Below are 22,917 nucleotides of genomic sequence, written 5' to 3' on the forward strand. Positions count from 1 at the left end.
AAGTCATTTGCGAACCGCACATAAAAAAACTGCTGTGGTCGAGGGCGCTTCCACAGCAGTTAGATTTGTATACAGAGGGTGCTTATGTGTAGTCAAAAAGTTGACCGCTATGTAAACAACAAAGATTATACCATGCGACTCAGTATTCTGTGAAATGAAACTCTATTGTTATAAGCTAGAAAAACAGCGAAAAAATGAAGAAATAATCTTGAGAATTGTCGATTCTAAACTATTAGGTGCTTAAAGCTGGGAGGTACCGGAAAAATCGTCAGGTAATATTTTCCGATTTCTTCAGAATAATCTTGAATGTTGTTCCTTCGTTGATGATAGACTGCTTAACAAAAATTTTGCCTTTATGATAATTCTCAATTATTCGCTTTGATAAACTTAAACCTAATCCCCAGCCGCGCCTTTTAGTTGAATATCCCGGTCTGAAAATTTCCCGGCGTCGTTTATGTTCTATTCCTTTACCGTTATCCGTTATTTCAACTTCAATCATTTCCTTGTTTGTAGTTAAAATAAAATCAATTTTACCATGCTTATTTTCTATTGCGTCAAGAGCATTCTTTATTAAATTCTCAATTACCCACTCGAATAATTCGGAATTGAGTCTGGATTTTACCGAACGATCTCCCTGTATAGAAATAGTTACATTATTCCCAAGCTGGGGTAGTCGTCTTTCAAAATATTTTATTACTCTTTCAATTGCCTCATATGGCGAGTCTTCTGTTAAATCTGGTTTAGAACCGATTTTTGAAAACCTCATTGTGATTTTATTTAACCGGTTTAAATCGCTTCCAATCTCTTCTACGCAATCGAGAACTTTATCCGGGTTGTTATAATTCATCTTTAAAATTTCATTCCAGCCAAGAAGACTTGATATAGGTGTTCCAAGCTGATGAGCTGTTTCTTTCGACATCCCGACCCAGATGTTACTTTGTTCACTCCGTTTGATATAACTGAAACTTGAGTAAGCAATCATAATAAACAAAAATGCGAAAAGAATCTGCAAGTAGGGGTAGTACTTTAATTGCCTTATTATGTCGGAATTCCCGAAATAGATTTTTTGAATAACTGTACCGTCGGGAATCTTAACATGAATCGGGTAATGAATTTCACTTAATTCAATTAGTTTTTCATTAAGAATTTTTTGCACTTCGTTTTTATTTTTCCCATCGTCAATTATGATGTTCTTATATCCTTTACCTTCCTCGTCAGATATAATGTTGTCATTCCCATCAGTAACAATCATAGGAAAATCGATTCTTCGAATAATGTTTTCAAAAATAAAAGTGAAATCGCTGCTTATATTATCGGAGCTTGCTGCATACTCGAGACTGTTGGCATAAAGTTGTACTATCTGGCGCTCTCTATCCTGAAGCTTATTTACGAGGCTTTGCGTGTAGAAAAGTGTACCTAATGAAATTGTTACACCGATTAAAAGAAGTATAATCTTGAGATTCATTGCGGCGGGTCCGCTGCTCAACTTCATAAGCACCTCAAAGGAATTGCTTGGTCTATAGAAAATTAATAAATCAATCAGGCAGTAAAAACGGAATAATTTTTACTCATTTCTATAATTCTATTGTCTGTAGTCTTCTTGGCCCGACCGATATAAAATTTATTTCAAATCCGCTTTGTTGGGAAATGAACGATAAATAATTCTTTGCTTGCTCGGGGAGTTCGTCGTACTCAGTTATAGAGGAAATATCTTTTTTCCATCCCGGCAACGTCTCGTAGACCGGAGATACCTGCATCATTTTATTTACATCGGTGGGGTAGTATTTTAATTTCTTTCCGTTAATCTCATATGCAACACAGACTTTGATTTCATCAAGGTAGCTTAGCACATCAAGTTTCGTAATCGCAACTCTCTCAATTCCGTTAATCATTCTTGAGTAGTTCATAAGGAATGCATCGAACCAGCCGCATCTCCTTGGCCGTCCCGTTGTTGCGCCGAATTCCGCGCCAACCTCTCTCAATTTATCACCCTCCTTATCGAATAATTCTGTTGGGAATGGTCCAAGCCCTACTCTCGTCGTATAAGCTTTTACTATTCCGATTACGGAGGAAATTTTTGTTGGGGGAATTCCTGAGCCAGTAGATGCACCTCCCGAAGTCGGATTGGATGAAGTGACGAATGGATATGTTCCGTGGTCAACGTCCAAAAGCGTTCCCTGTGCGCCTTCAAGTAGAATTGATTTCCCTTCGCTAATGGCGTTGTTCAAATAGCTCGGTACATCCGTTATATATTGATCAATTATCTGATCAAACTCGACATACTCTTTTATAATTTCATTTACATCCAGTTCGTCGTGATTATAAACTTTTCTGAGTATGTTGTTCTTTTCTTCGATGTTAAATTTTATTTTTTCTTCGAGAACTTTTTTATCGAGCAGATCGACTATCCGAATTCCTTTCCTGGCATATTTATCAATGTAACAGGGTCCGATCCCGCGGCCCGTTGTTCCTATCTTTGTCGATGTGTTTTCACTTATAGAATCGAGAAGCTTGTGATATGGCATAATCAAATGGGCATTCTGACTAATAAATAATCTCCCTTTAATATTTATACCGGATTTTTCGAGGATAGAAATTTCATCAAGCAATGCTTTTGGATCAATCACAACCCCGTTTCCTATCACGCAAATTACTTTCTCTCTTAATATTCCCGATGGGATTAAATGAAGAATATATTGTTTATCGCCAATTTGAACAGTATGACCGGCATTTGCGCCACCCTGATATCTTACAACAATATCGAATCGTTCACTTAGAATATCGACGATTTTCCCTTTGCCTTCGTCACCCCACTGGCTTCCCACAATAATGCTGACACTCATTTTAACCCCGATAAGTAAATGAAATTTTGGTAGGAATTATCCGGAAATACCCGAAAAGATTTTAGCAGAGGCAGGAGATTCTGATATTTCATTTAAAACTATGAATATTATCTATCTAAAATCTTTCCGAGAAAATCTTCCGAACTCTTATTTAAAACTGCTTACTGCTTCATCAACCGAATTAAAGTGTTCAAAGATCGTAATAAGTTTTGTGATTACAAGTAAACTCTCAATTTTTTCTGTTGCATTGGCCAGTTTTAAAGAGCCTCCGCCGTTTTTGATAGTTGTATAACCGCTGATTAGCATACCGAGTCCCGAGCTATTCATAAACTTGCAGTCGGCCAGATCAACTACAATATTCTTTTTACTTTCATCCAGTAATTTATGGAGCAGGGTGCTGAATTCCTGAGCTTCAGGCCCACCCATTACATTCCCCTTTAATTCGATGACTACTGCTCCGTATTTTTCTGATGTTTTGATTTTCATGTGCTCTCCTGAGAGTTTTCTAAAAAAATGTTTTGTATTGTGCGCAAATTAATATTTTTGCATTAAAAATGGTTATTGAATATTATTCTCTACAAATATTTATATTGGCAGATAAATTATTGAATCCTATGTTAAAAATAAAGTTTTTATTAGTACCCTTTCAGACAATTTGATTAATTTTACTTTTGGAACATAACCAAAAAAATATCGTCTAAAAGAATGGATTTACAAAAAGACAGGGAAAATTTAGAGCCGAGGGAAAACTCTGCAGAAGCCGACGAAGACTTCGGGCTGATCAGAAACTTTATAAATGGAGACGAAAGTACTTTCAGAACCCTCGTAATCAAGCATAAAGAAAAGGTGAGAAACCTTGTTTTTGTTACTCTGGGTGATACTGAATATGTAGACGATATTTCTCAGGACGTATTTATAAGTGTTTACCATAAGATTAGAGAATTCAGGTTTGAATCCAAGTTTACTACCTGGTTATATAGAATTACGGTAAATAAATGCAGAGACTATCTGCGCAAGAAAAAAGTCAGGAGTATTTTTGTCCCGATCGGAGATTCCGACAGGGAGTATCCAACCGGTCCTTCCGGTGAAAATTACGATATTCCTCAACTTGTTCAGAACGCCATTGCAAAGTTGCCGGAAAAACTTAGAGTGCCTTTGGTTCTTAGAGACATCGACGGATTAAGTTACAAGGAAATAGCCGACCAGCTGGGAACTGAAGTCGGAACTATTAAATCGAGGATTTTCCGAGCACGTGAAAGTCTGAAATTTCTATTGGAACCTTATCAAAAGGAATTAAGAGCTTGAGATGCAAGAATTAAATGAAAATAAAAACCTGAAAGAATACATCAAAAAATACCTCCCGGTTTCATCCCTCATTATTCTTACTCTATTCTTGATGATATTTTTCAGATACAACAAGAGGGACATAAACAGATTAATTGAAGAGGGAAAGAATAACCTTGTTTCATTCTATGCCCAGAACCTGAAACCTCTATTTGCTACAACCGAAATATCCAACGAAGACGTCTTTAATTTTGCTTTATACCAGAGCCTTCCTATCGATAAGGAAAATAACAGAGTCCTTCTGGTCTCCGATGAAATTAGCGGTAACCAGGTCTATGAAATAAAGCCGTCTACCTTTATCCCTAATACATACAATTATAATAACTATACCGATTTCTTTGAACTTTCACCCGGGGATAAATTGAAAGCGGACTCAATTTTAAATACATATAAAAAAGAAATTTATCTTTCAGTCCTCACAAATGAAAAAAATGCTCTTGCAATTAATCCGAAGTTAGGTGAATTACAAAAAGCGGTTCTCGCAGATCTTATTGCCTTCTCCGAACAGGTCAATTATGAAAAAGCCAATAAGCTTTTCCAGATGCAGAATAAATTACTTAGCGGCAAAAACCTGACTACTTTTACTGCTTCTGCCAAAGAATTTCCCGGTAACGATTATATCTTTATCACACCCGATACAGTTCTTCAAACTGAATTTGAATTCGACACCAGAGAATTTGACAAATTGAAAGATTTGGAACTGGATCTTAAACTTGCAGAAGATAAACTGAAGAATATTAGAATCCAATATGAACCTCCTAAGCCTGATAGACATCCGAAACGAACTGTAAAGGGAGAAAGAAGATTTGTCCATCAGTTCGATTCCAGTTTTGTTAAAGTCGTTATTCCTTTTGATGAAATAACCGCGTATAGTTCAGCTGTTTTAAGTGATAGTATAAAGGCAAATCTGAAAAAGGCAGCCAATAAACTTAGAATGCTCACGGTTAATTGGGAGGATCAGAAACATAATTACACAGGCAAATCTCCAATTCCTCCGCCAAAACCGCCTAAAAATAAAGAATCGCTCGAATTTCAGCTTAATTTTAATCCTCAGGCATTTGCCAAGCAGGCAATTGAAATGGTCTCGAAAGGTAATATTGAGGATTGGGAAAAATTCGGGGCCAGGATGGATTCGATTGCTAAAGCATTTGAAAAACAATTCTCTGATTCGGTTAAGAAACGGAAAGAACAATACCTGAATGAACCCTTGTCCAGAAAAATTAAAAACAAAGTTGTACCAAAAGATACATCCGGTAATAAATAGAGCTAATAAAAAAGAGTTTTACTTGAATTAATGAGTAATAATAATTCTAAAAACCTGATGCGCGCAAAAGGTCTGGAAAATGCAATTCTAACTTCCATACTTCTTTTCCTCTTTAATCTCGTATTTCCATCACACGACACTCTGATTCTATCCGTAATTAATGAAATACTTATTTTCCTGGTACTGTTTTTTGTTCTTTCTTATATCCAGCCGTTTCTAAGTTCAAAAACAGATTCACCTTTAACCCTGGTATTAAATGCCGGAATACTGGCCGCTTTAATATTTTTTATTATTTCTGTCTCGGATTCGATACTAGGACCATTGGCTCAGCCGGGTGCAAATCTTAATATTTTTAATTCTCTCTTTTCAATTCTGATAATCTTTGTGGTTATTGCTACTCTCGTTTATATACTTGCATCATTCAGAGAACTCTTTTTCTTAAGGCAGAAAAAGGATCCGCGCACATATTTCAATACGATGCAGGTTTTTTTCGCGCTTACGTTCTTTTCCAACCTTTTATTCAAAATAGACGAGAATTTCGACTACCCGTATAATGCTTTCTTTGTCGTTTCTATTGTCCTGATAAGCCTTAACTCACTTCGCGTTGCGTGGATAGCATTCCTCGTTAAAAAACAGAAGCTCTACCTTTTGATTATCTCAATTATTTTATCAATTCTTTTTGCCCTGAACTTCGGTTTGTTAAGCGATACTAATACTATTCGGCAGATTATCGTAAATTTTTCACCCGGTCTCTATTCAATACTTAGTCTTACCATGATTTACGGAATGATCTATTTCGGTGTAATCTTTTTTACAACGCTGTTTCATCTCCCCACTGCTGAGGCCTTCGACCGGAAAGCCGAAGAAGTCTCCTCCCTTATGGATCTTACTAAACTGATTACACAGGTTTTCGACTTTAAAGAACTTGCAGATACAGTTACTTCAATTACGACGAAAGTCTGTAATTCTTATTCAGCATGGCTCGTTACCAGAAATGAAAATGAGATGGAATTAAATTCCGTTAACAATATCGGTTATGTCGAAGCGGATAAGCTTACCAAAATTTTATTAAATTCGGATGATCAGGATCAGCAGCGCGTTCAGACAATTTACTTCGATTCAGTCAGCTCCGAACTTAAATCCGTGATGAAAGAATTCCGGTCGATTGCAATTGCTCCTCTCAAGCTTCAAGGTCAGGTGAACGGATTTCTGATTACTGCCCGTCATAAGGATGTTAACTTTGACGAGGATGAAAAGAGATCGCTTCAGGCATTTGCCGACTATGCTGCAGTAGCTCTTGAAAACGCCAAACTTATTGCGGAGTCGATTGAAAAAGAAAGACTGGAAAAAGAACTTGATGTTGCAAGGGATATTCAAAGAAAGATTCTGCCGGATCATGTCCCTGTATCACGCGACTTTGAAGTTGCCGCTCTGTTTGTGCCCGCATTCGAAGTCGGAGGGGATTATTACGACTTCTTTAAAATAGCGGATGATAAGCTTGCATTTGTTGTTGCTGATGTATCCGGCAAGGGGATTTCAGCAGCTTTTATTATGGCGGAAGTTAAAGGAATATTCGAATCGCTCTCCAAATTAATTTTGAATCCCCGGGACCTTTTAATTAAGGTAAATGAGATTCTAAAAGAGAGTCTGGATAAAAAGAGTTTTGTGACAGTTGTTTATGGTATTCTAAATCAATCTACAGGCGAACTTATATTTGCACGTGCCGGTCATCCTCCAATTCTTTTGTGTTCTGGAAACGGGGTAGAACGACTTCAGCCGAATGGAATTGGAATTGGTCTCGACTATTCCAGCGGATTTGCAAATACGTTAAAAGAAATGCAAATTGTATTGAAAAATGATGATATTATTGCGTTTTATTCGGATGGTATTCCCGAAGCCAAGAATTCGAACGACGAGGACTTCGGATACGATCGATTCGAACAGATAATCTTTCAGAATCGCGAAAAAAGCCTCGATGAAATTTCGAATATCCTTATGCATGATCTTACCATTTTTTCTAAAGATCATTCTCAGCATGACGATATTACATTAGTTTTAATAAAGTGGAATAAGAAGAATTAAAAACAATCGGAGTATTTAATGGCGGATTTCAATGTCAACTTACGGGGAGTCGGTTCCGTAAGTGTAATTGATGTAAATGGGTATCTTGATGCTCACACCGCGCCTGAACTGGAAAATGTGTTCAACAAACTGCTTGATGAGAAAAATTTTAGAGTAGTGGTTAATTTCAACGATCTCAAATATATCAGCAGTGCAGGTTTAGGGGTTTTCATGGCTTATGTGGAAACTATGCGGGAAAATAAAGGGGATATTAAATTCTCTAATATGAAAGAGAGTGTCTATAATATTTTCGACCTACTCGGTTTTCCTATCCTCTATGAATTCTATAAAGATGAAAATGAAGCCGTCCGGAAATTTAATGAGCAGGGCATATCTTGATTTACCCGAATAAAAAAATAGAAAAGGAGATTGTTGTAAAAAGCAGTACCGACAATCTTTCCCAGGTAAGGGACTTTACCAGGAAAGCAGCCGAAGAAAGCGGCTTTAATGAGGAAACTGTCGGCAAAATTATTCTTGCTGTTGACGAAGCATGCACAAATATTATTAAACACGCCTATAAATACTCACCGGATGGTAAAATAGAAATTTCTATAAAATTCGATTCAACCAGATTTTCAATTTCGATTGTTGATGAAGGAATTCACTTTAATCCTAATTCTGTACCAGAACCGAATATTGTTGAATATTATAAACAGAAAAAAGTCGGCGGACTTGGTATTTTCCTGATGAAAAAACTGATGGATGAAGTGAATTATTACACAATCGGTGGAAATAAAAATCAAGTTATTTTAGTTAAATATCTTACCCGATAGGGATGCAAACAACCGATCATAATGCAACCTTAAGGAATTTTTCAGCTCTTGTAGATTTCAGCAATCTGGTAAATTCCAGTCTCGATCTCAATTTTGCGCTTAACAATATTCTGCTAACCTGTTTCGGTAAATTCCATACTTCCAAAGGTCTAATTGCATTGTTCAACGAAGATGGAATTCTTGAAATCAAATCCCAAAAAGGACTCCTTAAAACAATAACCGAAAAATTTCCTTCCGTATCACAGGGCGAAATCAATACCAACCAGGAATTAAAAAATTTTATTGAAATGAACGGCTTTCCCATCTGTCAGGAGATAAAATCTTCTGAAGGGGTAAAAGGAATACTCCTCCTTGGTAACAGGTTGACAAACAGAAATTATGACAGCGAAGACGTCGATTTCCTTAAGACCATCTTGAATGTCGGGGCTACAGCAATTGAAAATTCTCTTACAGTTGAAAAACTGAAAAAGGTAAATCGAGATCTCGACGGAAAAATTAACCAGCTGTATTCATTATTCGATCTTGGTAAAGAGTTCAGCGGAATATTACAGGTTGAAAACATTGCCCGGCTGCTGGTTTATTCACTTATAGGACAAATGCTAGTTTCCAAATATTCGATTATAACATGCATCGACGGCACTTTCTCTATTCTTGAAAACCGTTTCGATGAATCGCGTCTTGCAAAAGCGCTAAAAGATTGTAACGCAGGCAGATTCAGCGGACCGCTGAATAGAAGCGACATGAAAGGAGATCTTCAGGTTTTTGCTGAACTCGGTGTGGATCTTATTGTACCCATGCAAATTAAAAATACAACTAAAGGACTGATCATTCTTGGAAAACGTAAGAACGATCTTGCTTATACTAAGTCCGACATTGAATTTGTTTCCTCATTAGGCAGCCTGGCGATTATATCAATTGAAAATGCAAGATTGTTTACTGAAGCACTTGAAAAGCAGAGACTCGAAAAAGATCTCGAAACCGCCCGAAATATTCAGAAAAATCTTTTGCCCAAGAAATTTCCTGTGTTTTCCAGCCTGGAAATTGATGCGTATAACGCTTCGGCCAAAATGGTTGGTGGAGATTATTATGATGTGGTAAAACTGGACAATAACCGCGTCCTTGTGGCTATTGCGGATGTATCCGGTAAAGGAGTTCCTGCAGCTCTGTTAATGGCAAATGTGCAGGCATTTCTTAAATCAATTTGCAAACAGAATCTTCCTCTTGCAGAAGCTACTAACCTGATGAATGACCTTGTTGCTGAGAATACAACCATGGGCAGCTTTATTACATTTTTCTGGGCCCTTTTTGAGAATGATACTAGAAAATTAACTTACGTTAATGCAGGGCATAATCCTCCTTTGCACGTCTATAATGGTAGAATTAATAAGTTTAAGAAAGGAGGTATGATTTTGGGAGTTTTACCTACAACAATTCCGTACGTCTCTGAAACTATTCAACTCGAATCGGGACAGGCTGTAGTTCTCTTTACCGATGGAATCACTGAAGCAATGAATAAAAACGGAGAGGAGTTTACTGACGAAAAACTTGAAAAAATTGTCTCGGGTATTTATAACGAATCCCCAAAATATATACTCGATAAAATTAAGGCTCAGGTTGAGGAATTTACCGCTGGAGCTGAACAGAGTGATGATATAACCTGCTTGGTTTTAAAGGTGAAGTAATGTTTAATGTAATTAAAATATTTCTCGCTAAACACCGGCTCAAATTTATTATAGCGGTTACGCTTATCTTTGCGATCATAAGTGCGGTTAATTTCATATTTGTTTACAGTGTCACTGCTCAATCGAATGATGAATGTCTCTGGTTGCCTAAGAAGGTAAGCATCGACTCTGTAGAAATAGTATTCAATCAAGTAAAGGAAGGAGGAGTGGCCTGGCAGGCTGGTATAAGAGACGGTGATATTCTAGTCGCTATAGACGGTAAAAAAGCCAAGGATACATTCATAGCTACCCAGATTCTGGATAAAGTTCAGAAGGGGGATTATGCTACTTATACCGTTAAACGAGGTAATGAAGTTTTCAATACTCCTCTTCTTGTAAAAAAACTTATAAATATTCAGGGACTCGCCTTTGTACTTCTTTCTTCAATCTGGTTAATTGTCGGATTCTTTGTTGTAATTGCAAAACCGAACGGAAGAACACAATCATTATTTTTCAAGATAGGGCTTGTCCTGGTCCTCAACGCCTCAGTCAGCATGCTCTATAGAGGTTATGTAGTGGATAACCCACTCTTCAGAAATCAATACATTCCATTAATAATTGATAATGTTTCGCAATTCGCTGCAATCTTTCTTCCTTTCATGCTGTTCAAATTCTTCTCGATCTTTCCGAAAGATTTTTTCTATGTAAGTAAAAAATGGTTTTCCTCAAGAATCTATATTATACCTGTAGTAATCTCGATATCCATTCTGATTATTAAATCAATATTTTTATATGGGTACAGCGTTGAAGCGGTATTTATAAAGATTAATTCGTGGCTTGGAATTTTCACCGGATCGGGTTTTGTCCTCGGTTTCATATTGCTGTTGATCGGTTATCTAAGGCTTAAAACAAGGCAGGAGCGTGTTCCTATCTTTTTTATCCTGATTGCCTACCTGGTTGGTGTTCTTGCTCTCATCTACTCAAATTTTCTGGCACCGTCTATCGGGGGATTGATATTCAATAACCCGGCCTATTTCACACCAATAATTTTAATTGCCCTTTTACCGGTTGCATTCGGTTATTCGATTTTCAGATATTCATTGATGGATGTAAGCGAGATTGTAAGAAATACAATCATTTATGGAACCGCTACGGTTTCTCTTGCCGGTATCTACTTCCTAATAATTTATGTAATAGGGCAGCAGGTTGGAGCGGCAATAACCGACGAATACCAGGGAATTGTTGCGGGTGTGATATTTGTCCTCTTCGCCATTGTTTTTCAATCAACCAAGGATCGATTCCAGGATCTTCTTACAGCAAAATTTTACCCGGAGCAATTTGCGTTTCAGAAAAATCTGCTCAAATTCAGCAATGAAATATCTGCTATTGTAGGGATGGAGAATATTCTTAACTCCACCGAGCAGTTGTTCGTTAAATCCCTGCGGCTCAACAATTTCGGAATAATGATCAATTACAACAATTCGGAAAAGTACTTTTCGCTGGTGCGGAACCAGGGTTTTTATAATACGCAACTGAAGATTTATGATGAAAATTCGGCGATCGAGAAATTTTTCCTGGCTGAGATTGCCATTGGGAAAAAACCGATAATAGAGAGACAGGACTTTAAACATTCGGCAGACGGAAGATTCTCAGCCCTTCTTGATGAAGAAATTTTTACAGTGGTTCCGCTTATAATAAAATCGAAAGTAATCGGACTTCTCTTATTCGGTGTAAAGTATTCCGGATCTCAGTTTACACTTAAAGAGGCGGAATTACTGATTGCGGCGGCAAGTCAAACCGCTATATCAATCGAAAGCGCACGACTCTATGAATCGGAACTTGATAAACATAAAATAGAAAGAGATCTCGAAAATGCCAGAAGAATTCAGGAAAGTCTCCTGCCCAAGTCCTTTCCTAAAATTTCCGGAATGGATGTCTTCGGAGCTATGATTCCTGCAATGCACGTGGGAGGGGATTATTACGACCTTATTAAGATTTCCGACGACAAACTATTTGTAGTAATCAGCGACGTCTCCGGCAAAGGATTAAGCGCGTCTTTTTATATGTCCAAGATTCAGACTATGGTTAAGCTCTATTGCACCGAGGGACGGACTCCGAAGGATATTCTCATTGAAATTAATAAGAGAATCTACAATGAAATTGAAAAGAACTGGTTTATAACTATTTCACTGGCACTGATCGATTTCGGCAAAAAGGAAATGACTTTCGCCAGAGCAGGGCATACCCCTCTTATTAAGATCAATAATAATATTTATGAATTATATCAGCCGGGCGGCGTTGGTGTTGGACTGGATAAAGGTGAAGTATTTTCCGAATCCCTTGAAGAAATAACCCTTGCAGTAAATTCGGGTGACCTGTTATTCTTCTTCTCGGATGGTATTTCAGAATTAATGAACAGCAGCAGCGAGTTATATGGTATTAATAGAATGAAAGAATTATTAAAGGCGAATAAAGAATTCAGTTGTAAAGAGATTGGCGGTAAACTTATTGAGGATCTTGAATCTTTCAGGGGAAATATCAACCAGTACGATGATATTACATTTGTTGTATTTAAGGTTACCTGATTTATTCTTATTGAATTGAAAAGGTAATAAAAAAACCGGCTGTTGCCGGTTTTTTTATTGTACTGAATTTGATTAGAACTGAATTTTTCGTTTTGTTCTGCCGGCAACTTCAAGAACGAGAGCGCTGGCAACGAAGATAGAAGAGTAAGTACCAACTATAATTCCCAGGAAGAGAGCGAATGCAAATCCTTTAAGAACCTCCCCGCCGAAAATCATAAGAATTAATACTGTTAATAAAGTCGTTATTCCAGTAATAACTGTTCTGCTCATAGTTTTATTAACAGCCTTGTTCATAGTCTCTTCTAAAGGAAGAGTTTTATGTATTTTTAAGTTTTCTCTTACTCTGTCGAATACAACCACAGTATCATTAATTGAATAACCCACAAGTGTAAGGAATGCGGCTACAACACTTGTGCTTATTTCCAGGTTAAATCCCGGGATTACATCGTAAAGAATTGCAAAGATGCCAAGCGTTATAAGTACGTCATGAAACAACGCAGCAACTGCACCTACTGCGAAGACAAACTTAAACCTGAATCCTAGATAAACCAGTATCACAATTAACGAGAGAAAAACAGCAATAACGGCATCCTGTTTGAGTTCTGCTCCGATCTTTGGCCCTACCTTTTCCTCTTTCAGAACAGAAAATGGATTGTCTGTAAACTTTTCAATAAGATTTTCTTTCAACCAATCCGCTATACCAAGACGCACAACAACACCGGTATTGGATGGCTCCTCGGAAACATTCGCAGTCTGGAAGCCGGCCTGATATAGCCTGTTACTAAGAACTTCCGCAACTGCTGAATCCGGGAATGAATATGTGATAGAATTTAGTGTTGAATCGATAACAGTTCTCTGTAATCCGGGGTATGTGTTCGAAATAATCGATTCAATCTTAGCTTTTACCTGGGGCAGAACGTCGGCAGGAATCTCCTGTAATTCGGTCCTCAAAAGAATTCCTGTAGAACCGCCGAAGGTCTTAACTTCTACATTTCCTAATCCAATATTTTCAACATGACTTCTGATTTCTCCTATCTCGATTGGCTTAGAAAACTCGATTGCAATTTCTGATCCGCCTTTAAAATCGATTCCAAATTGGAGTCCTCTTATAAAAATACTCACAACACCCAGAATGATAATAACAGACGAAACAAGGTAAAAGAAATGTCTCTTACCCATGAAGTCAATATTTAAATTCTCGAATAATCGCATTTATTCAATTTCTCCTAAAATTAACCGACTTGAATTTTATAACCTTTGTACGTCATATAATCAAATAGAACCCTCACAACAACAAGCGCGCCGAATAAGCTCGATACAATTCCGATCATAAGAGTTAATGCAAATCCCTGAATAGGGCCGCTACCGAATTGATAAAGAATAATTCCGGTGAAGAAAGTTGTTATGTTGGAATCGAAAATAGCAGAGAAGGATTGTTTGAATCCGCTCTCAACCGCAGCTTTTGCGGTTTTACCGGTTCCCAATTCTTCACGGATTCTTTCGTAAATCAGAACGTTGGCATCCACTGCCATACCCATCGTAAGTACTATTCCTGCAATACCCGGAAGTGTTAACGTTCCCTGGAATCCTGCGAGAACACCAAGTATTAAGAGGATGGTAACAACAACACCGATATCTGCAAGAGAGCCGGCTACTTTATAATAAATAATCATAAAAAGTGCTACAAGCAGATAACCCATCCACATGGAATTGAATCCCTGGCTGATTGAATCCTGTCCGAGTGACGGACCAACTGTTCTCTCTTCGATAATATCTATAGGAGCAGGAAGTGCACCTGCCTTCAGAACAATTTCGAGAAGCTTGGCTTCGTCAAGATTTGGAATACCGCTAATCTGAGAACTGCCTGTTGGAATTTTATTTTGAATTGTTGGCGCTGAATAGGCCTGTCCGTCTAGAACAATTGCGCATCTCTTACCGATGTTGGAGCCTGTTATTCTTGCCCATTCGCGAGCACCTTCCGAGTTCATTTCCATGGTTACAATCGGGGCGGAAGTCATAGGATCTATATTTGCAACAGCATTTACAATTACGCCGCCAGTTAATTCCGCCTGCTTATTAACCATATACATTCTGTAATACTGCGCGCCATCGTCGGCTATTTCAGGTTTGTTCTCGTAAATAAACTCAACATTGTCCGGAACAACTTTTTTGACTTCAGGCTTTTCAAGAAGATTGTTGAGAACGTCTCGGTCGGATTCTTTAACGAAGACGTCTGCAATTGTTCCTTGCGGATCGATTAAACGTGCAATTGCGAAGAACGGATGCTGTTTTGCAAATTCCTCTTCGGTTAATTGTCCGGATGTATCTGACGGAGTAGTCGAATTTGAATCTTTAGCGGCGAGAACCTCGTCAATTCTGTTCATAATTGGGATAGCGAAATCAGGGTCTTTAAGCAATTTGAACTCCAGAAGTGCTCGTCCCTGTAAAAGGCGTTTTGCTTCCTCTTCTCTTGAGACACCGGGCAGCTCAACAATAATTCTTCTGGAACCCTGTTTCTGAATACTCGGCTCCGAAACACCGTATTGATTGACTCTGTTGTTAATAATTTCGAGCGCACGGCTAACCGCGTCGGATTCTTGTTCAAGAAGTCTGGATTGAATATCCGAATCATCCTCTCTTATTGAACCGAAATAACGGCTTAAACGAATTCCTTTTGCCTGCATTTTCTGAGCAAGAATAGTAACGACGTTATCTTCAGATAATCTGGATTCCTTTTCAGCTTCATCAAGAAGTTGTTTGAATTGATCGTCGGGATCCTTTGCAAGCCGTTCAAGAAGTTTTGCAGTATTTACTTCCATAACAAGATACATACCGCCCTGAAGGTCGAGGCCGAGCTTCACGCGTTTATCGCGTGCTGTTTTATAATCCGGATTACTGGATAGAATACTGTCTTTTTTGTCCTGTATATATTCTTTCAACTCAACAGGTGAAAATTCCGGATTACTTTTTTGAATGCTCTGACTTAAATTCTCCAGTTCTTTTCCAACCTCTTTGTTATTCTGATAATCCTGGTAAGTAGGATAGAGGAGGTATAAGCTAAGAGCAATAGCACCGATTATTATTATCAGTCTAAATCTTATTTCTTTCATACCGAATCTTGATTTTTGTTAATGAAATTTTCAATTAAAGTAAAAAATAGAAAGCCGGGCACGCCGGCTCAAATCTATTCTCTTACGACCCAGGTTTTAATTGAGGCAGCAACGCTCGGATGAAGTTTTACAGATACAGTATAAATTCCAAGCGCCTTGATCGGCTCTGTAATATCAATTTTACGTTTATCTATTTCAAAGCCTTTATCTTTGATTGCATCTGCGATCATCTGGTGTGTAACAGAACCGAAAATCTTTTCTTCTTCACCAACTTTAACCGGAATAGTGATCGAAATTTTTTCGAGGTCTGAAGCCAGTTTCTGAGCAGAATCAAGTTCTTTAGCTTCTTTTTTAAGAAGTTGTTTTTTCTCTTCTTCCAGAGCGCGGATATTTCCGGCGGTTGCCTGATATGCAATCTGGCGGGGAATAAGATAATTTCTTGCATATCCGTCTTTAACGTTAACAACATCGCCCACTTTACCGAGCTGATCAAAGTTTTTTCTTAATATTACTTTCATTGTATCACTCCCTGTTACTTAACCGCTTCGGAAACGAACGGTAGAATTGCCAAATGACGGGCTCTCTTAATTGCAGTTACCAGTTCGCGGTGTTGTTTTGCGCTAAGCCCTGTTATCCTTCTCGGTATTATTTTCCCCTGGTCCGTAAGGAACCTCTGGAGCTGTTTAGAATCCTTGTAATCGATATAACTATCGATGATTCTTTTTACTTTTTTTTGTTTTACTTCTTTTCTCATTGTTTGTCACCATTTTTCATTAAATCTGATTCTTCATCAGTTAAAAATTTATCGAACGAATTGTCCTCGTAATCCGATTCCTCAACTGAAGAATCGACCGCAATATCAATCCCGTTTTCCTGATTCTTGCTGAATTTATTCAGGAACTGAATTCTCTTAGCTTTTATTTCAACAACCGTTCTGTTTTTACCATCTTCTGTTTTAAATGTTCTGCTTTGCAACTCGCCGTCTATAAGTACAGCGCTCCCTTTCTTCAGTCTGTCTTTGCAGCTATCGGCCAATTTATTCCAGGCCACAACACCGACATAACAAACATCCTCCTGCCACTGATTACTGCTGTCTTTGTATCTTCTGTTGGCAGCAATGTGAAAGTTCACAACTGGGGTATTATTTGAAGTTTGTCTGAATACAGGGTCCTTTGTCAAATTTCCCGCAACAATAACGCTGTTAAGTTCTGGCATCTTTAATTCAGCCATCGTGACCTCCATTACTTGACTAATTTAGTTTTCTTTGCTTTCGTTAGTACTAGCTTCTACCTCTATAACAACCGGTTCAGCGGCTTTAGAAGATTCCTTCTGCTTGGCGATTGCTTCGAGAGCATTTTTATCAAGAGCAATTGTAATGTAACGGATGATGTTTTCATCCAGGCGGTAATTACGTTCTAAAATTGAAATCAATTCGGTTGGAGCTTTGAAGCGGAGAACTAAATAATAACCGCTTTTAGCTTTCTTGATCGGATAAGCGAGGCGTTTTCTGCCCCATTTATCGGCTTCAATTATTTCACCACCGTTTGTAGTGATTACTTCAAGTATTCTGGAGATCGTTGATTCGATCTGATCGTCTTCGAGAGCCGCATTAATTAAAACGACGCTTTCGTAGTTTCTGGCTCGCATTCTTTTCACCTCCCTTTGGACTTTTGGCCTCCCGCATCGCGAGAATGGGGAAGCAGGGTTAATAAATTAGCTCGTAAAAATAAGACTATTTAATAAGCGGCGCAATAACTAAAGATACAACGGACATAAGTTTTATAAGGATATTAAGTGACGGACCCGATGTATCCTTAAACGGATCTCCCACTGTATCTCCAACAACCGCAGCTTTATGGGCATCCGAGCCCTTTACATAATTAAATCCTTCAATTTCAATTCCGCCTTCAATCAGTTTTTTTGCGTTATCCCAGGCACCCCCGGAATTTGATTGAAAAATCGCCATTAATACACCTGATACGGTTACACCGGCAAGCAGGCCTGCCAGCATTTCCTTGCTGGAGAAACCGACAACTACCGGAATAACAACCGCCATAAGTCCGGGAACAATCATTTCCCTTATAGCAGCTTTAGTTGAAATCTCAACACACTTTGAATATTCGGCTTTCGCAGTTCCTTCTCTTAATCCTTTAATCTCCTTAAATTGCCTTCCTACCTCAATAATCATCTGTTTCGCGGCACGCCCTACAGCTCCCATTGCAAGCGCCGAGAAAAGGAAAGGAAGCATCGCACCTATAAAAACTCCGCCCATTATAATCGGCTGAGCAATATCTATAACTTTAATTTGTGCCTGATGCATATAAGCGCTGAATAATGCCAGAGCTGTTAATGCTGCAGATCCAATTGCAAATCCTTTTCCTATTGCAGCTGTTGTATTTCCAACGGCATCAAGCTTGTCCGTTCGCTCACGGACTTCCTTGGGAAGCTCGGACATTTCGGCGATTCCTCCTGCATTATCAGAAATCGGTCCGTATGCGTCAACTGCTAATTGAATTCCGGTTGTTGAAAGCATTCCAAGTGCTGCAATAGCAATTCCGTAGAGATTGGCAAAATGGAATGAACCAATAATTCCAGCCGCGATAATAATTATTGGAAGAGCTGTAGACATCATGCCCACACCAAGGCCGGAAATGATGTTCGTTGCAACACCGGTTACAGATTGACTGGCAATTTCGAAAACAGGTTTGTTATCCGTACTTGTATAATACTCCGTAATAATACCTATGAGAACTCCGGCTGCCAGTCCTATTAATGTAGCGTAGAAAACTCCCGTACTGGTATAATTAAAACCTTCAAACGTCCAACTCTCCGGTAATAGATTTGTAATAATGAAATACGAAGCTATAATCATTAATCCTGCGGCAAGAAACTCACCGGTGTTCAGTGCTCTCTGGGGATTTCCGCCTTCTTTTACACGGACAAAAAATGCACCTACTATCGAGAGTACTATTCCGGTTCCTGCCAGAAGTAAGGGAAGTAATACTGCTTCAAGACCGATTTCAGGTACTTCCGGACTTGCAAATATTGCACCCAAAACCATAGTGCCGACAATCGCGCCAACAAAAGATTCAAATAAGTCAGCACCCATTCCTGCTACGTCACCAACATTATCACCTACGTTATCTGCAATCACAGCAGGATTTCTCGGATCATCTTCTGGAATCCCTTCGTATACTTTCCCAGCAAGGTCTGCGCCAACGTCTGCAGCTTTTGTATAGATTCCGCCTCCAACTCTTGCAAAAAGAGCAATTGAAGACGCACCGAGTGAAAAACCGGAAATTACATTTATTATTCTGCCTAATTCGAATGTATTATTCACATCCCATAAATATGAATAGAGTATAAGTAGAAGTCCCAATCCCAGAATACCGAGTCCAACCACATTCATACCCATAATAGAACCGCCGGAAAATGCTATCTGAAGCGCAGCTCCTAAACTTTTCCTCGCTGCATTTGTTGTTCTTACATTTGCTTTTGTAGCGGCCATCATTCCTAGAAATCCGGCAAGCGCTGAACTGAATGCTCCACCGATGAATGAAACTGCTATCAGCCATGAAGAATCGGCTCGTCCGTTATTAGAAATTCCGAGAAGCAGTGCAATTGCCAGGACGAAAAAGATCAAAACTTTGTATTCGGTCTTAAGAAATGCTATTGCACCCTCTCTAATATAATTAGAGATTTCAATCATTCTTTCGTTGCCCGGTTCCTGTCTGGAGATCCAGGAGTTCTTAAGGTAGGAATAGAGTAATGCTAGAAGTCCGAATACCGGAATTATATATATAAGCCAGGTCATTTTATTCTCCTAATTTTGCCCTTCGATTTTATCTGATTCCTGCTGATCAGACTTTTTCATTTTATTAAACCTGCTGAAATGGTCCATCATAGACTTGTAACCGCCTGCAATAAAATGATAAACCAGATCTACCGACAGATCAAAACCTTCTTTGATGGAATCTAATTCTTTTTCGGAAAACCGGTCAAGAACATACCCGGCCAATTCACCCTCATCGAACTTATTGCCAACACCAAATCGCAACCTTGGGAAGTTATCGTTCTGTAAATGGTATATTATGGATTTCAGACCGTTGTGGCCACCGTCGCCGCCGCTTTGTCTTAAACGTATTTTACCGAGTTCAAGGTTCACATCATCGGTAATAACAAGAAGATCATTCATCATGGTAGGATGATCTGAAATAAAATCAAGAACGGCAATGCCGCTCAAATTCATAAAAGTAGTTGGTTTAATTAAAAAAAAATCGGAAGATCGCAATGTACCTTCCGAATATAAATAGTCTCTTTTAGAAGACTTAAAAAACAACCTCTGCTTTTCAGCGAATGCATCAAGAATCAGAAAACCAATATTATGACGTGTCGATTCGTATTTTTTACCTGGATTACCCAGACCGATCACAGCACGCAAAACTCAATTATTCCTCTTCTTCAGTCTGCTTGCCTTTCGAGATCACTTCGGGTTCCATTTTTTCTTCTGCCAGAACTTCAGTACCCGCTGCAGGTGTTTCAACCTGTGCTCTCGGCATTACAACAGCAACAATTATCACTTCTTCATTGTGACGTATTTTAACTTTCTCGATTGCAAGATCTTTAACGTGTACTGCATCTCCCAGGCCGAGGTTTGTAACGTCAATTGAAATATGTTCAGGAATATCACCCGGCAGACACGAAACCTGTAGTTTATGCATCGATTGCTGAATAATACCACCTTCCTTAATTCCTTTTGCCTGTCCTGTAAGAGCAATCGGTACTTCGATATCAATTTCCTGATCGAGTGAAATACCGAGAAAATCGAAATGAATAACCTTATCTGTTACCGGATCAAACTGAATGTTTTTAAGAATGGATTTTCTTACTTCGTTGTCATCCACTTCCAGATTAATTATGTGGGTTTCCGCAGTATAAACAATCGGATGAAGTGACAATTCCGGAACGGAAATAGCAATCGGTTCAGTTCCTTTGGTATAGAATATTCCCGGTACCTCGCCATTTCTTCTTAATTTATTTACGGCTCCTTTGGTCGATAATATTCTTTTTTTCGCCTTGATACTTATTTCTGACATCTCTTAATAACTCCTGATAATTATTTTAAAACTATAATTTGTCTTTATCTATTTCGAATAAAGAACTGATCGATTCATTTCTATTCGATCTGATGATAGCTTCCGCAAAAAGTCCAGAAGCGGTTCTTACAACTATTTTATTGCTTCTATTCGATTTAAGCGGAATACTATCCGTGACATAAAGAGTTTCAATTTCGCTTTTTTCAAGTTTCTCAACGGCTTCGCCCGAAAGCAGAGGATGTGTAGCAACACCGAATATTTTTTTCGCGCCGTTTACTTTTAATGCGTTTATAGCCGATACAAATGTACCGCCTGTGTCAATAAGATCGTCTACAAGCAGAATGTTTTTCCCTTTTACATCTCCAATTATGTTCATAAATTCAACAACATTATGCTTGGGTCTTCTTTTATCTATTACAACAAAATCAGCATCGAGTTTATTTGCATAAGAACGTGCTAATTTAATCCCGCCGATATCAGGGGCCACAACAACCAGGTCTTCAATTTTTTCTTTGAACAAGACAGTAAATACAGGCGATGCATAAAGGTGATCGAAAGGTATATCAAAAAATCCCTGTATCTGCGCCGCGTGAAGATCCATTGTTATTACACGATCGGCTCCGGCAACGGTTATAATATTTGCAGCCAGTTTAGCTGAGACAGATACCCTGGGCTGATCCTTTCTGTCCTGTCTTGCATATCCGAAATACGGAATAACTGCTGTTACTCTCTTAGCCGATGCGCGTTTGGCTGCATCGAGCATGATTAACAACTCCATTAAATTTTCTGCGGGGGGATGAGTCGACTGAATTATGTATACGTCTCTTCCCCTAATATTCTCCTTAAATTTTACCCATATTTCACCGTCGCTGAACTTCTTGTAATCGATCTCGCCCTGTCTAATACCAAGATATTCGCAGATTTTGGCTGTTAACTCTGGATTAGATGTACCGGAAAATATTAATGGTTCTTGTTCCAAACGGATTATTTTTAGTTAATCACAAAAAACAGACGCCAAATATATACAATTAACAATGGTTAGTCAACATTGTTTTCTACTTGCAAGTCGATATAAATCAAGTACTTAGAGGTAAAATTCTATTTAAATCTTTTGCTGAAGACGTAAATAATCACAATAATCAGAACAAATAACGCGCTATAATAGATCCAGGATGGAGTTTCTTTCAGCTTAAAAGGCCTGTAAGTAGCGGTAATATATTTCCCTGTACCTATTTCATCCAGATAATACTGCCAGGTCAATTTGTTCCTCGAGATTTCGGTTGCGTTATGGCTCAGGATTTCGCCCGGCAGATAGTAAATGTATGAAAGCGAAAAATTTCTCGTTTTCATCCCGAATCCGGTTGCAATCGGGGCAATAAACTGCGAAAATATTTTCGTGTTATCTTCACCGTCTTTAATTGATAATTTAGAATCTCTGAAAGCAGGGAGCTGATTCAAAGAGTCGAGGCTGTTGAATTCAAAATCAACTTTACCGTGAATCGTACTGTCGGAAAAATCCCTGTAGACTTCTACATTTTTAATGGAACTGAATTCTGATATGAATTCATTATAAACGGAATCCTGATTGAATAAACCGAGCTGCTCAACTATTAGTGAATCACGAGAAGTGGTCCATTTCATCCAGTAGTGAATGAACATACTTCCGGATCCATCCGTTTTGATTGTTGTTACCTGATTATAATTCAAACACCCGGCGAGAAAAAGGAGAAGTAAAAAAGCGGAAAATTTCTTCATAGTATAAATTCGTATTTTTTTACATCATCAATATGCAAAAATATCGGATAACAAAATAGAAATTTGATTTGAAATACAAGCTTACTATTTTTGCACCGCTTAAATAATTTTTTACATAGAGGTATTATGCCGACATACGAATATAAATGTCTTGAGTGCGGAAACTTATTCGAACTTTTTCAAAAAATTACAGAGGAGCCGGCTAAAGAATGTCCTGTCTGCAAAGGACATGTTAAACGTCTTATTGGAGGCGGACTGGGACCAATTTTTAAAGGAAGCGGATTCTACCAGACCGATTACAAATCCAATTCTAAAAATGACAGTAAAAAGGAATCGAAAAAAGACTAGGTTTCCTGCAAAAAAAG

At 38.4% G+C, this 22,917-nt stretch carries 22 protein-coding genes; 8 read left to right on the top strand and 14 right to left on the bottom strand.

The features are described 5' to 3' along the window. Nucleotides 1-268: 268 nt before the first annotated feature. The 3 genes from PLZ15_12785 to PLZ15_12795 form a co-directional block, all read right to left on the bottom strand. Complete coding sequence (locus PLZ15_12785; protein HOI30625.1) at nt 269-1,465, bottom strand: HAMP domain-containing sensor histidine kinase; 1,197 nt, start codon at nt 1,463-1,465, stop codon at nt 269-271. A gap of 109 nt (nt 1,466-1,574) precedes the next feature. Next, entirely contained in the window at nt 1,575-2,843 is a 1,269-nt protein-coding gene (locus PLZ15_12790) for an adenylosuccinate synthase (protein ID HOI30626.1), read from the bottom strand. Between the two features lie 147 nt (nt 2,844-2,990). Further along, nucleotides 2,991-3,329: an STAS domain-containing protein gene (locus PLZ15_12795; protein HOI30627.1), complete on the bottom strand. Its 339-nt coding sequence runs from the start codon at nt 3,327-3,329 to the stop codon at nt 2,991-2,993. 219 nt (nt 3,330-3,548) lie between these two features. Here PLZ15_12795 and PLZ15_12800 point away from each other — a divergent pair, with 219 nt between their 5' ends. From PLZ15_12800 to PLZ15_12830, 7 genes are read left to right on the top strand one after another with little or no spacing between them, the layout of a single operon-like run. Then, entirely contained in the window at nt 3,549-4,148 is a 600-nt protein-coding gene (locus PLZ15_12800; GenBank protein HOI30628.1) for a sigma-70 family RNA polymerase sigma factor, read from the top strand. A 1-nt stretch (nt 4,149) separates the two neighbouring features. Then, entirely contained in the window at nt 4,150-5,451 is a 1,302-nt protein-coding gene (locus PLZ15_12805) for a hypothetical protein (protein ID HOI30629.1), read from the top strand. 30 nt (nt 5,452-5,481) lie between these two features. After that, nucleotides 5,482-7,533, top strand: a complete 2,052-nt coding sequence (locus PLZ15_12810) for a SpoIIE family protein phosphatase (GenBank protein HOI30630.1) — start codon at nt 5,482-5,484, stop codon at nt 7,531-7,533. 18 nt (nt 7,534-7,551) lie between these two features. Beyond that, a complete protein-coding gene (locus PLZ15_12815; protein ID HOI30631.1) occupies nt 7,552-7,911 on the top strand; it encodes an STAS domain-containing protein in 360 nt (119 codons plus the stop codon). Then, the gene (locus PLZ15_12820) at nt 7,908-8,345 is read left to right on the top strand and encodes an ATP-binding protein (GenBank protein HOI30632.1); all 438 of its coding nucleotides are present in this window, start codon (nt 7,908-7,910) and stop codon (nt 8,343-8,345) included. The genes PLZ15_12815 and PLZ15_12820 overlap by 4 nt, the downstream gene beginning before the upstream one ends. Nucleotides 8,346-8,347: 2 nt before the next feature. Further along, the gene (locus PLZ15_12825) at nt 8,348-10,027 is read left to right on the top strand and encodes a SpoIIE family protein phosphatase (protein ID HOI30633.1); all 1,680 of its coding nucleotides are present in this window, start codon (nt 8,348-8,350) and stop codon (nt 10,025-10,027) included. After that, nucleotides 10,027-12,591 (top strand): SpoIIE family protein phosphatase, encoded by a 2,565-nt coding sequence (locus PLZ15_12830; GenBank protein HOI30634.1) that lies wholly within the window; start codon nt 10,027-10,029, stop codon nt 12,589-12,591. The genes PLZ15_12825 and PLZ15_12830 overlap by 1 nt, the downstream gene beginning before the upstream one ends. 72 nt (nt 12,592-12,663) lie before the next feature. Here the strand turns inward: PLZ15_12830 and secF are convergent, their stop codons facing one another. The 11 genes from secF to PLZ15_12885 form a co-directional block, all read right to left on the bottom strand. Further along, nucleotides 12,664-13,803: a protein translocase subunit SecF gene (secF, locus tag PLZ15_12835; GenBank protein HOI30635.1), complete on the bottom strand. Its 1,140-nt coding sequence runs from the start codon at nt 13,801-13,803 to the stop codon at nt 12,664-12,666. Between the two features lie 20 nt (nt 13,804-13,823). Beyond that, nucleotides 13,824-15,701: a protein translocase subunit SecD gene (gene secD / locus PLZ15_12840; GenBank protein ID HOI30636.1), complete on the bottom strand. Its 1,878-nt coding sequence runs from the start codon at nt 15,699-15,701 to the stop codon at nt 13,824-13,826. A gap of 74 nt (nt 15,702-15,775) precedes the next feature. Further along, a complete protein-coding gene (gene rplI / locus PLZ15_12845) occupies nt 15,776-16,219 on the bottom strand; it encodes a 50S ribosomal protein L9 (GenBank protein ID HOI30637.1) in 444 nt (147 codons plus the stop codon). 14 nt (nt 16,220-16,233) lie between these two features. Continuing rightward, entirely contained in the window at nt 16,234-16,455 is a 222-nt protein-coding gene (gene rpsR, locus PLZ15_12850; GenBank protein ID HOI30638.1) for a 30S ribosomal protein S18, read from the bottom strand. Beyond that, nucleotides 16,452-16,931: a single-stranded DNA-binding protein gene (locus PLZ15_12855; GenBank protein HOI30639.1), complete on the bottom strand. Its 480-nt coding sequence runs from the start codon at nt 16,929-16,931 to the stop codon at nt 16,452-16,454. Before PLZ15_12855 ends, rpsR begins: the two co-directional genes overlap by 4 nt. Nucleotides 16,932-16,955: 24 nt before the next feature. After that, nucleotides 16,956-17,348, bottom strand: a complete 393-nt coding sequence (rpsF, locus tag PLZ15_12860; protein ID HOI30640.1) for a 30S ribosomal protein S6 — start codon at nt 17,346-17,348, stop codon at nt 16,956-16,958. An 85-nt stretch (nt 17,349-17,433) separates the two neighbouring features. After that, on the bottom strand, nt 17,434-19,515 hold the full coding sequence (locus PLZ15_12865) for a sodium-translocating pyrophosphatase (GenBank protein ID HOI30641.1): 2,082 nt from the start codon (nt 19,513-19,515) through the stop codon (nt 17,434-17,436). A gap of 9 nt (nt 19,516-19,524) precedes the next feature. Further along, nucleotides 19,525-20,133 carry an aminoacyl-tRNA hydrolase gene (gene pth, locus PLZ15_12870; protein ID HOI30642.1) on the bottom strand — a complete coding sequence of 203 codons (609 nt, stop codon included), beginning with the start codon at nt 20,131-20,133 and terminating at the stop codon, nt 19,525-19,527. A gap of 16 nt (nt 20,134-20,149) precedes the next feature. Further along, nucleotides 20,150-20,797, bottom strand: a complete 648-nt coding sequence (locus PLZ15_12875) for a 50S ribosomal protein L25 (GenBank protein HOI30643.1) — start codon at nt 20,795-20,797, stop codon at nt 20,150-20,152. A gap of 31 nt (nt 20,798-20,828) precedes the next feature. Continuing rightward, on the bottom strand, nt 20,829-21,776 hold the full coding sequence (locus PLZ15_12880) for a ribose-phosphate pyrophosphokinase (protein HOI30644.1): 948 nt from the start codon (nt 21,774-21,776) through the stop codon (nt 20,829-20,831). Between the two features lie 119 nt (nt 21,777-21,895). After that, entirely contained in the window at nt 21,896-22,552 is a 657-nt protein-coding gene (locus PLZ15_12885) for a hypothetical protein (protein ID HOI30645.1), read from the bottom strand. 126 nt (nt 22,553-22,678) lie between these two features. Between PLZ15_12885 and PLZ15_12890 the strand changes: the two genes are divergently transcribed. Then, entirely contained in the window at nt 22,679-22,900 is a 222-nt protein-coding gene (locus PLZ15_12890) for a zinc ribbon domain-containing protein (protein ID HOI30646.1), read from the top strand. Nucleotides 22,901-22,917 lie beyond the last annotated feature (17 nt).

The sequence above is a fragment of the Melioribacteraceae bacterium genome (genome assembly GCA_035362835.1).
Lineage (GTDB): Bacteria > Bacteroidota > Ignavibacteria > Ignavibacteriales > Melioribacteraceae > DSXH01.

What these genes read in the sequence shown, in the direction of transcription:
- PLZ15_12785 (HOI30625.1), bottom strand. Translation starts at nt 1,465, where the DNA reads ATGAATCTCAAGATTATACTTCTTTTAATCGGTGTAACAATTTCATTA.
- PLZ15_12790 (HOI30626.1), bottom strand. Translation starts at nt 2,843, where the DNA reads ATGAGTGTCAGCATTATTGTGGGAAGCCAGTGGGGTGACGAAGGCAAA.
- PLZ15_12795 (HOI30627.1), bottom strand. Translation starts at nt 3,329, where the DNA reads ATGAAAATCAAAACATCAGAAAAATACGGAGCAGTAGTCATCGAATTA.
- PLZ15_12800 (HOI30628.1), top strand. Translation starts at nt 3,549, where the DNA reads ATGGATTTACAAAAAGACAGGGAAAATTTAGAGCCGAGGGAAAACTCT.
- PLZ15_12805 (HOI30629.1), top strand. Translation starts at nt 4,150, where the DNA reads ATGCAAGAATTAAATGAAAATAAAAACCTGAAAGAATACATCAAAAAA.
- PLZ15_12810 (HOI30630.1), top strand. Translation starts at nt 5,482, where the DNA reads ATGAGTAATAATAATTCTAAAAACCTGATGCGCGCAAAAGGTCTGGAA.
- PLZ15_12815 (HOI30631.1), top strand. Translation starts at nt 7,552, where the DNA reads ATGGCGGATTTCAATGTCAACTTACGGGGAGTCGGTTCCGTAAGTGTA.
- PLZ15_12825 (HOI30633.1), top strand. Translation starts at nt 8,348, where the DNA reads ATGCAAACAACCGATCATAATGCAACCTTAAGGAATTTTTCAGCTCTT.
- PLZ15_12830 (HOI30634.1), top strand. Translation starts at nt 10,027, where the DNA reads ATGTTTAATGTAATTAAAATATTTCTCGCTAAACACCGGCTCAAATTT.
- secF (HOI30635.1), bottom strand. Translation starts at nt 13,803, where the DNA reads ATGCGATTATTCGAGAATTTAAATATTGACTTCATGGGTAAGAGACAT.
- secD (HOI30636.1), bottom strand. Translation starts at nt 15,701, where the DNA reads ATGAAAGAAATAAGATTTAGACTGATAATAATAATCGGTGCTATTGCT.
- rplI (HOI30637.1), bottom strand. Translation starts at nt 16,219, where the DNA reads ATGAAAGTAATATTAAGAAAAAACTTTGATCAGCTCGGTAAAGTGGGC.
- rpsR (HOI30638.1), bottom strand. Translation starts at nt 16,455, where the DNA reads ATGAGAAAAGAAGTAAAACAAAAAAAAGTAAAAAGAATCATCGATAGT.
- PLZ15_12855 (HOI30639.1), bottom strand. Translation starts at nt 16,931, where the DNA reads ATGGCTGAATTAAAGATGCCAGAACTTAACAGCGTTATTGTTGCGGGA.
- rpsF (HOI30640.1), bottom strand. Translation starts at nt 17,348, where the DNA reads ATGCGAGCCAGAAACTACGAAAGCGTCGTTTTAATTAATGCGGCTCTC.
- PLZ15_12865 (HOI30641.1), bottom strand. Translation starts at nt 19,515, where the DNA reads ATGACCTGGCTTATATATATAATTCCGGTATTCGGACTTCTAGCATTA.
- PLZ15_12875 (HOI30643.1), bottom strand. Translation starts at nt 20,797, where the DNA reads ATGTCAGAAATAAGTATCAAGGCGAAAAAAAGAATATTATCGACCAAA.
- PLZ15_12885 (HOI30645.1), bottom strand. Translation starts at nt 22,552, where the DNA reads ATGAAGAAATTTTCCGCTTTTTTACTTCTCCTTTTTCTCGCCGGGTGT.
- PLZ15_12890 (HOI30646.1), top strand. Translation starts at nt 22,679, where the DNA reads ATGCCGACATACGAATATAAATGTCTTGAGTGCGGAAACTTATTCGAA.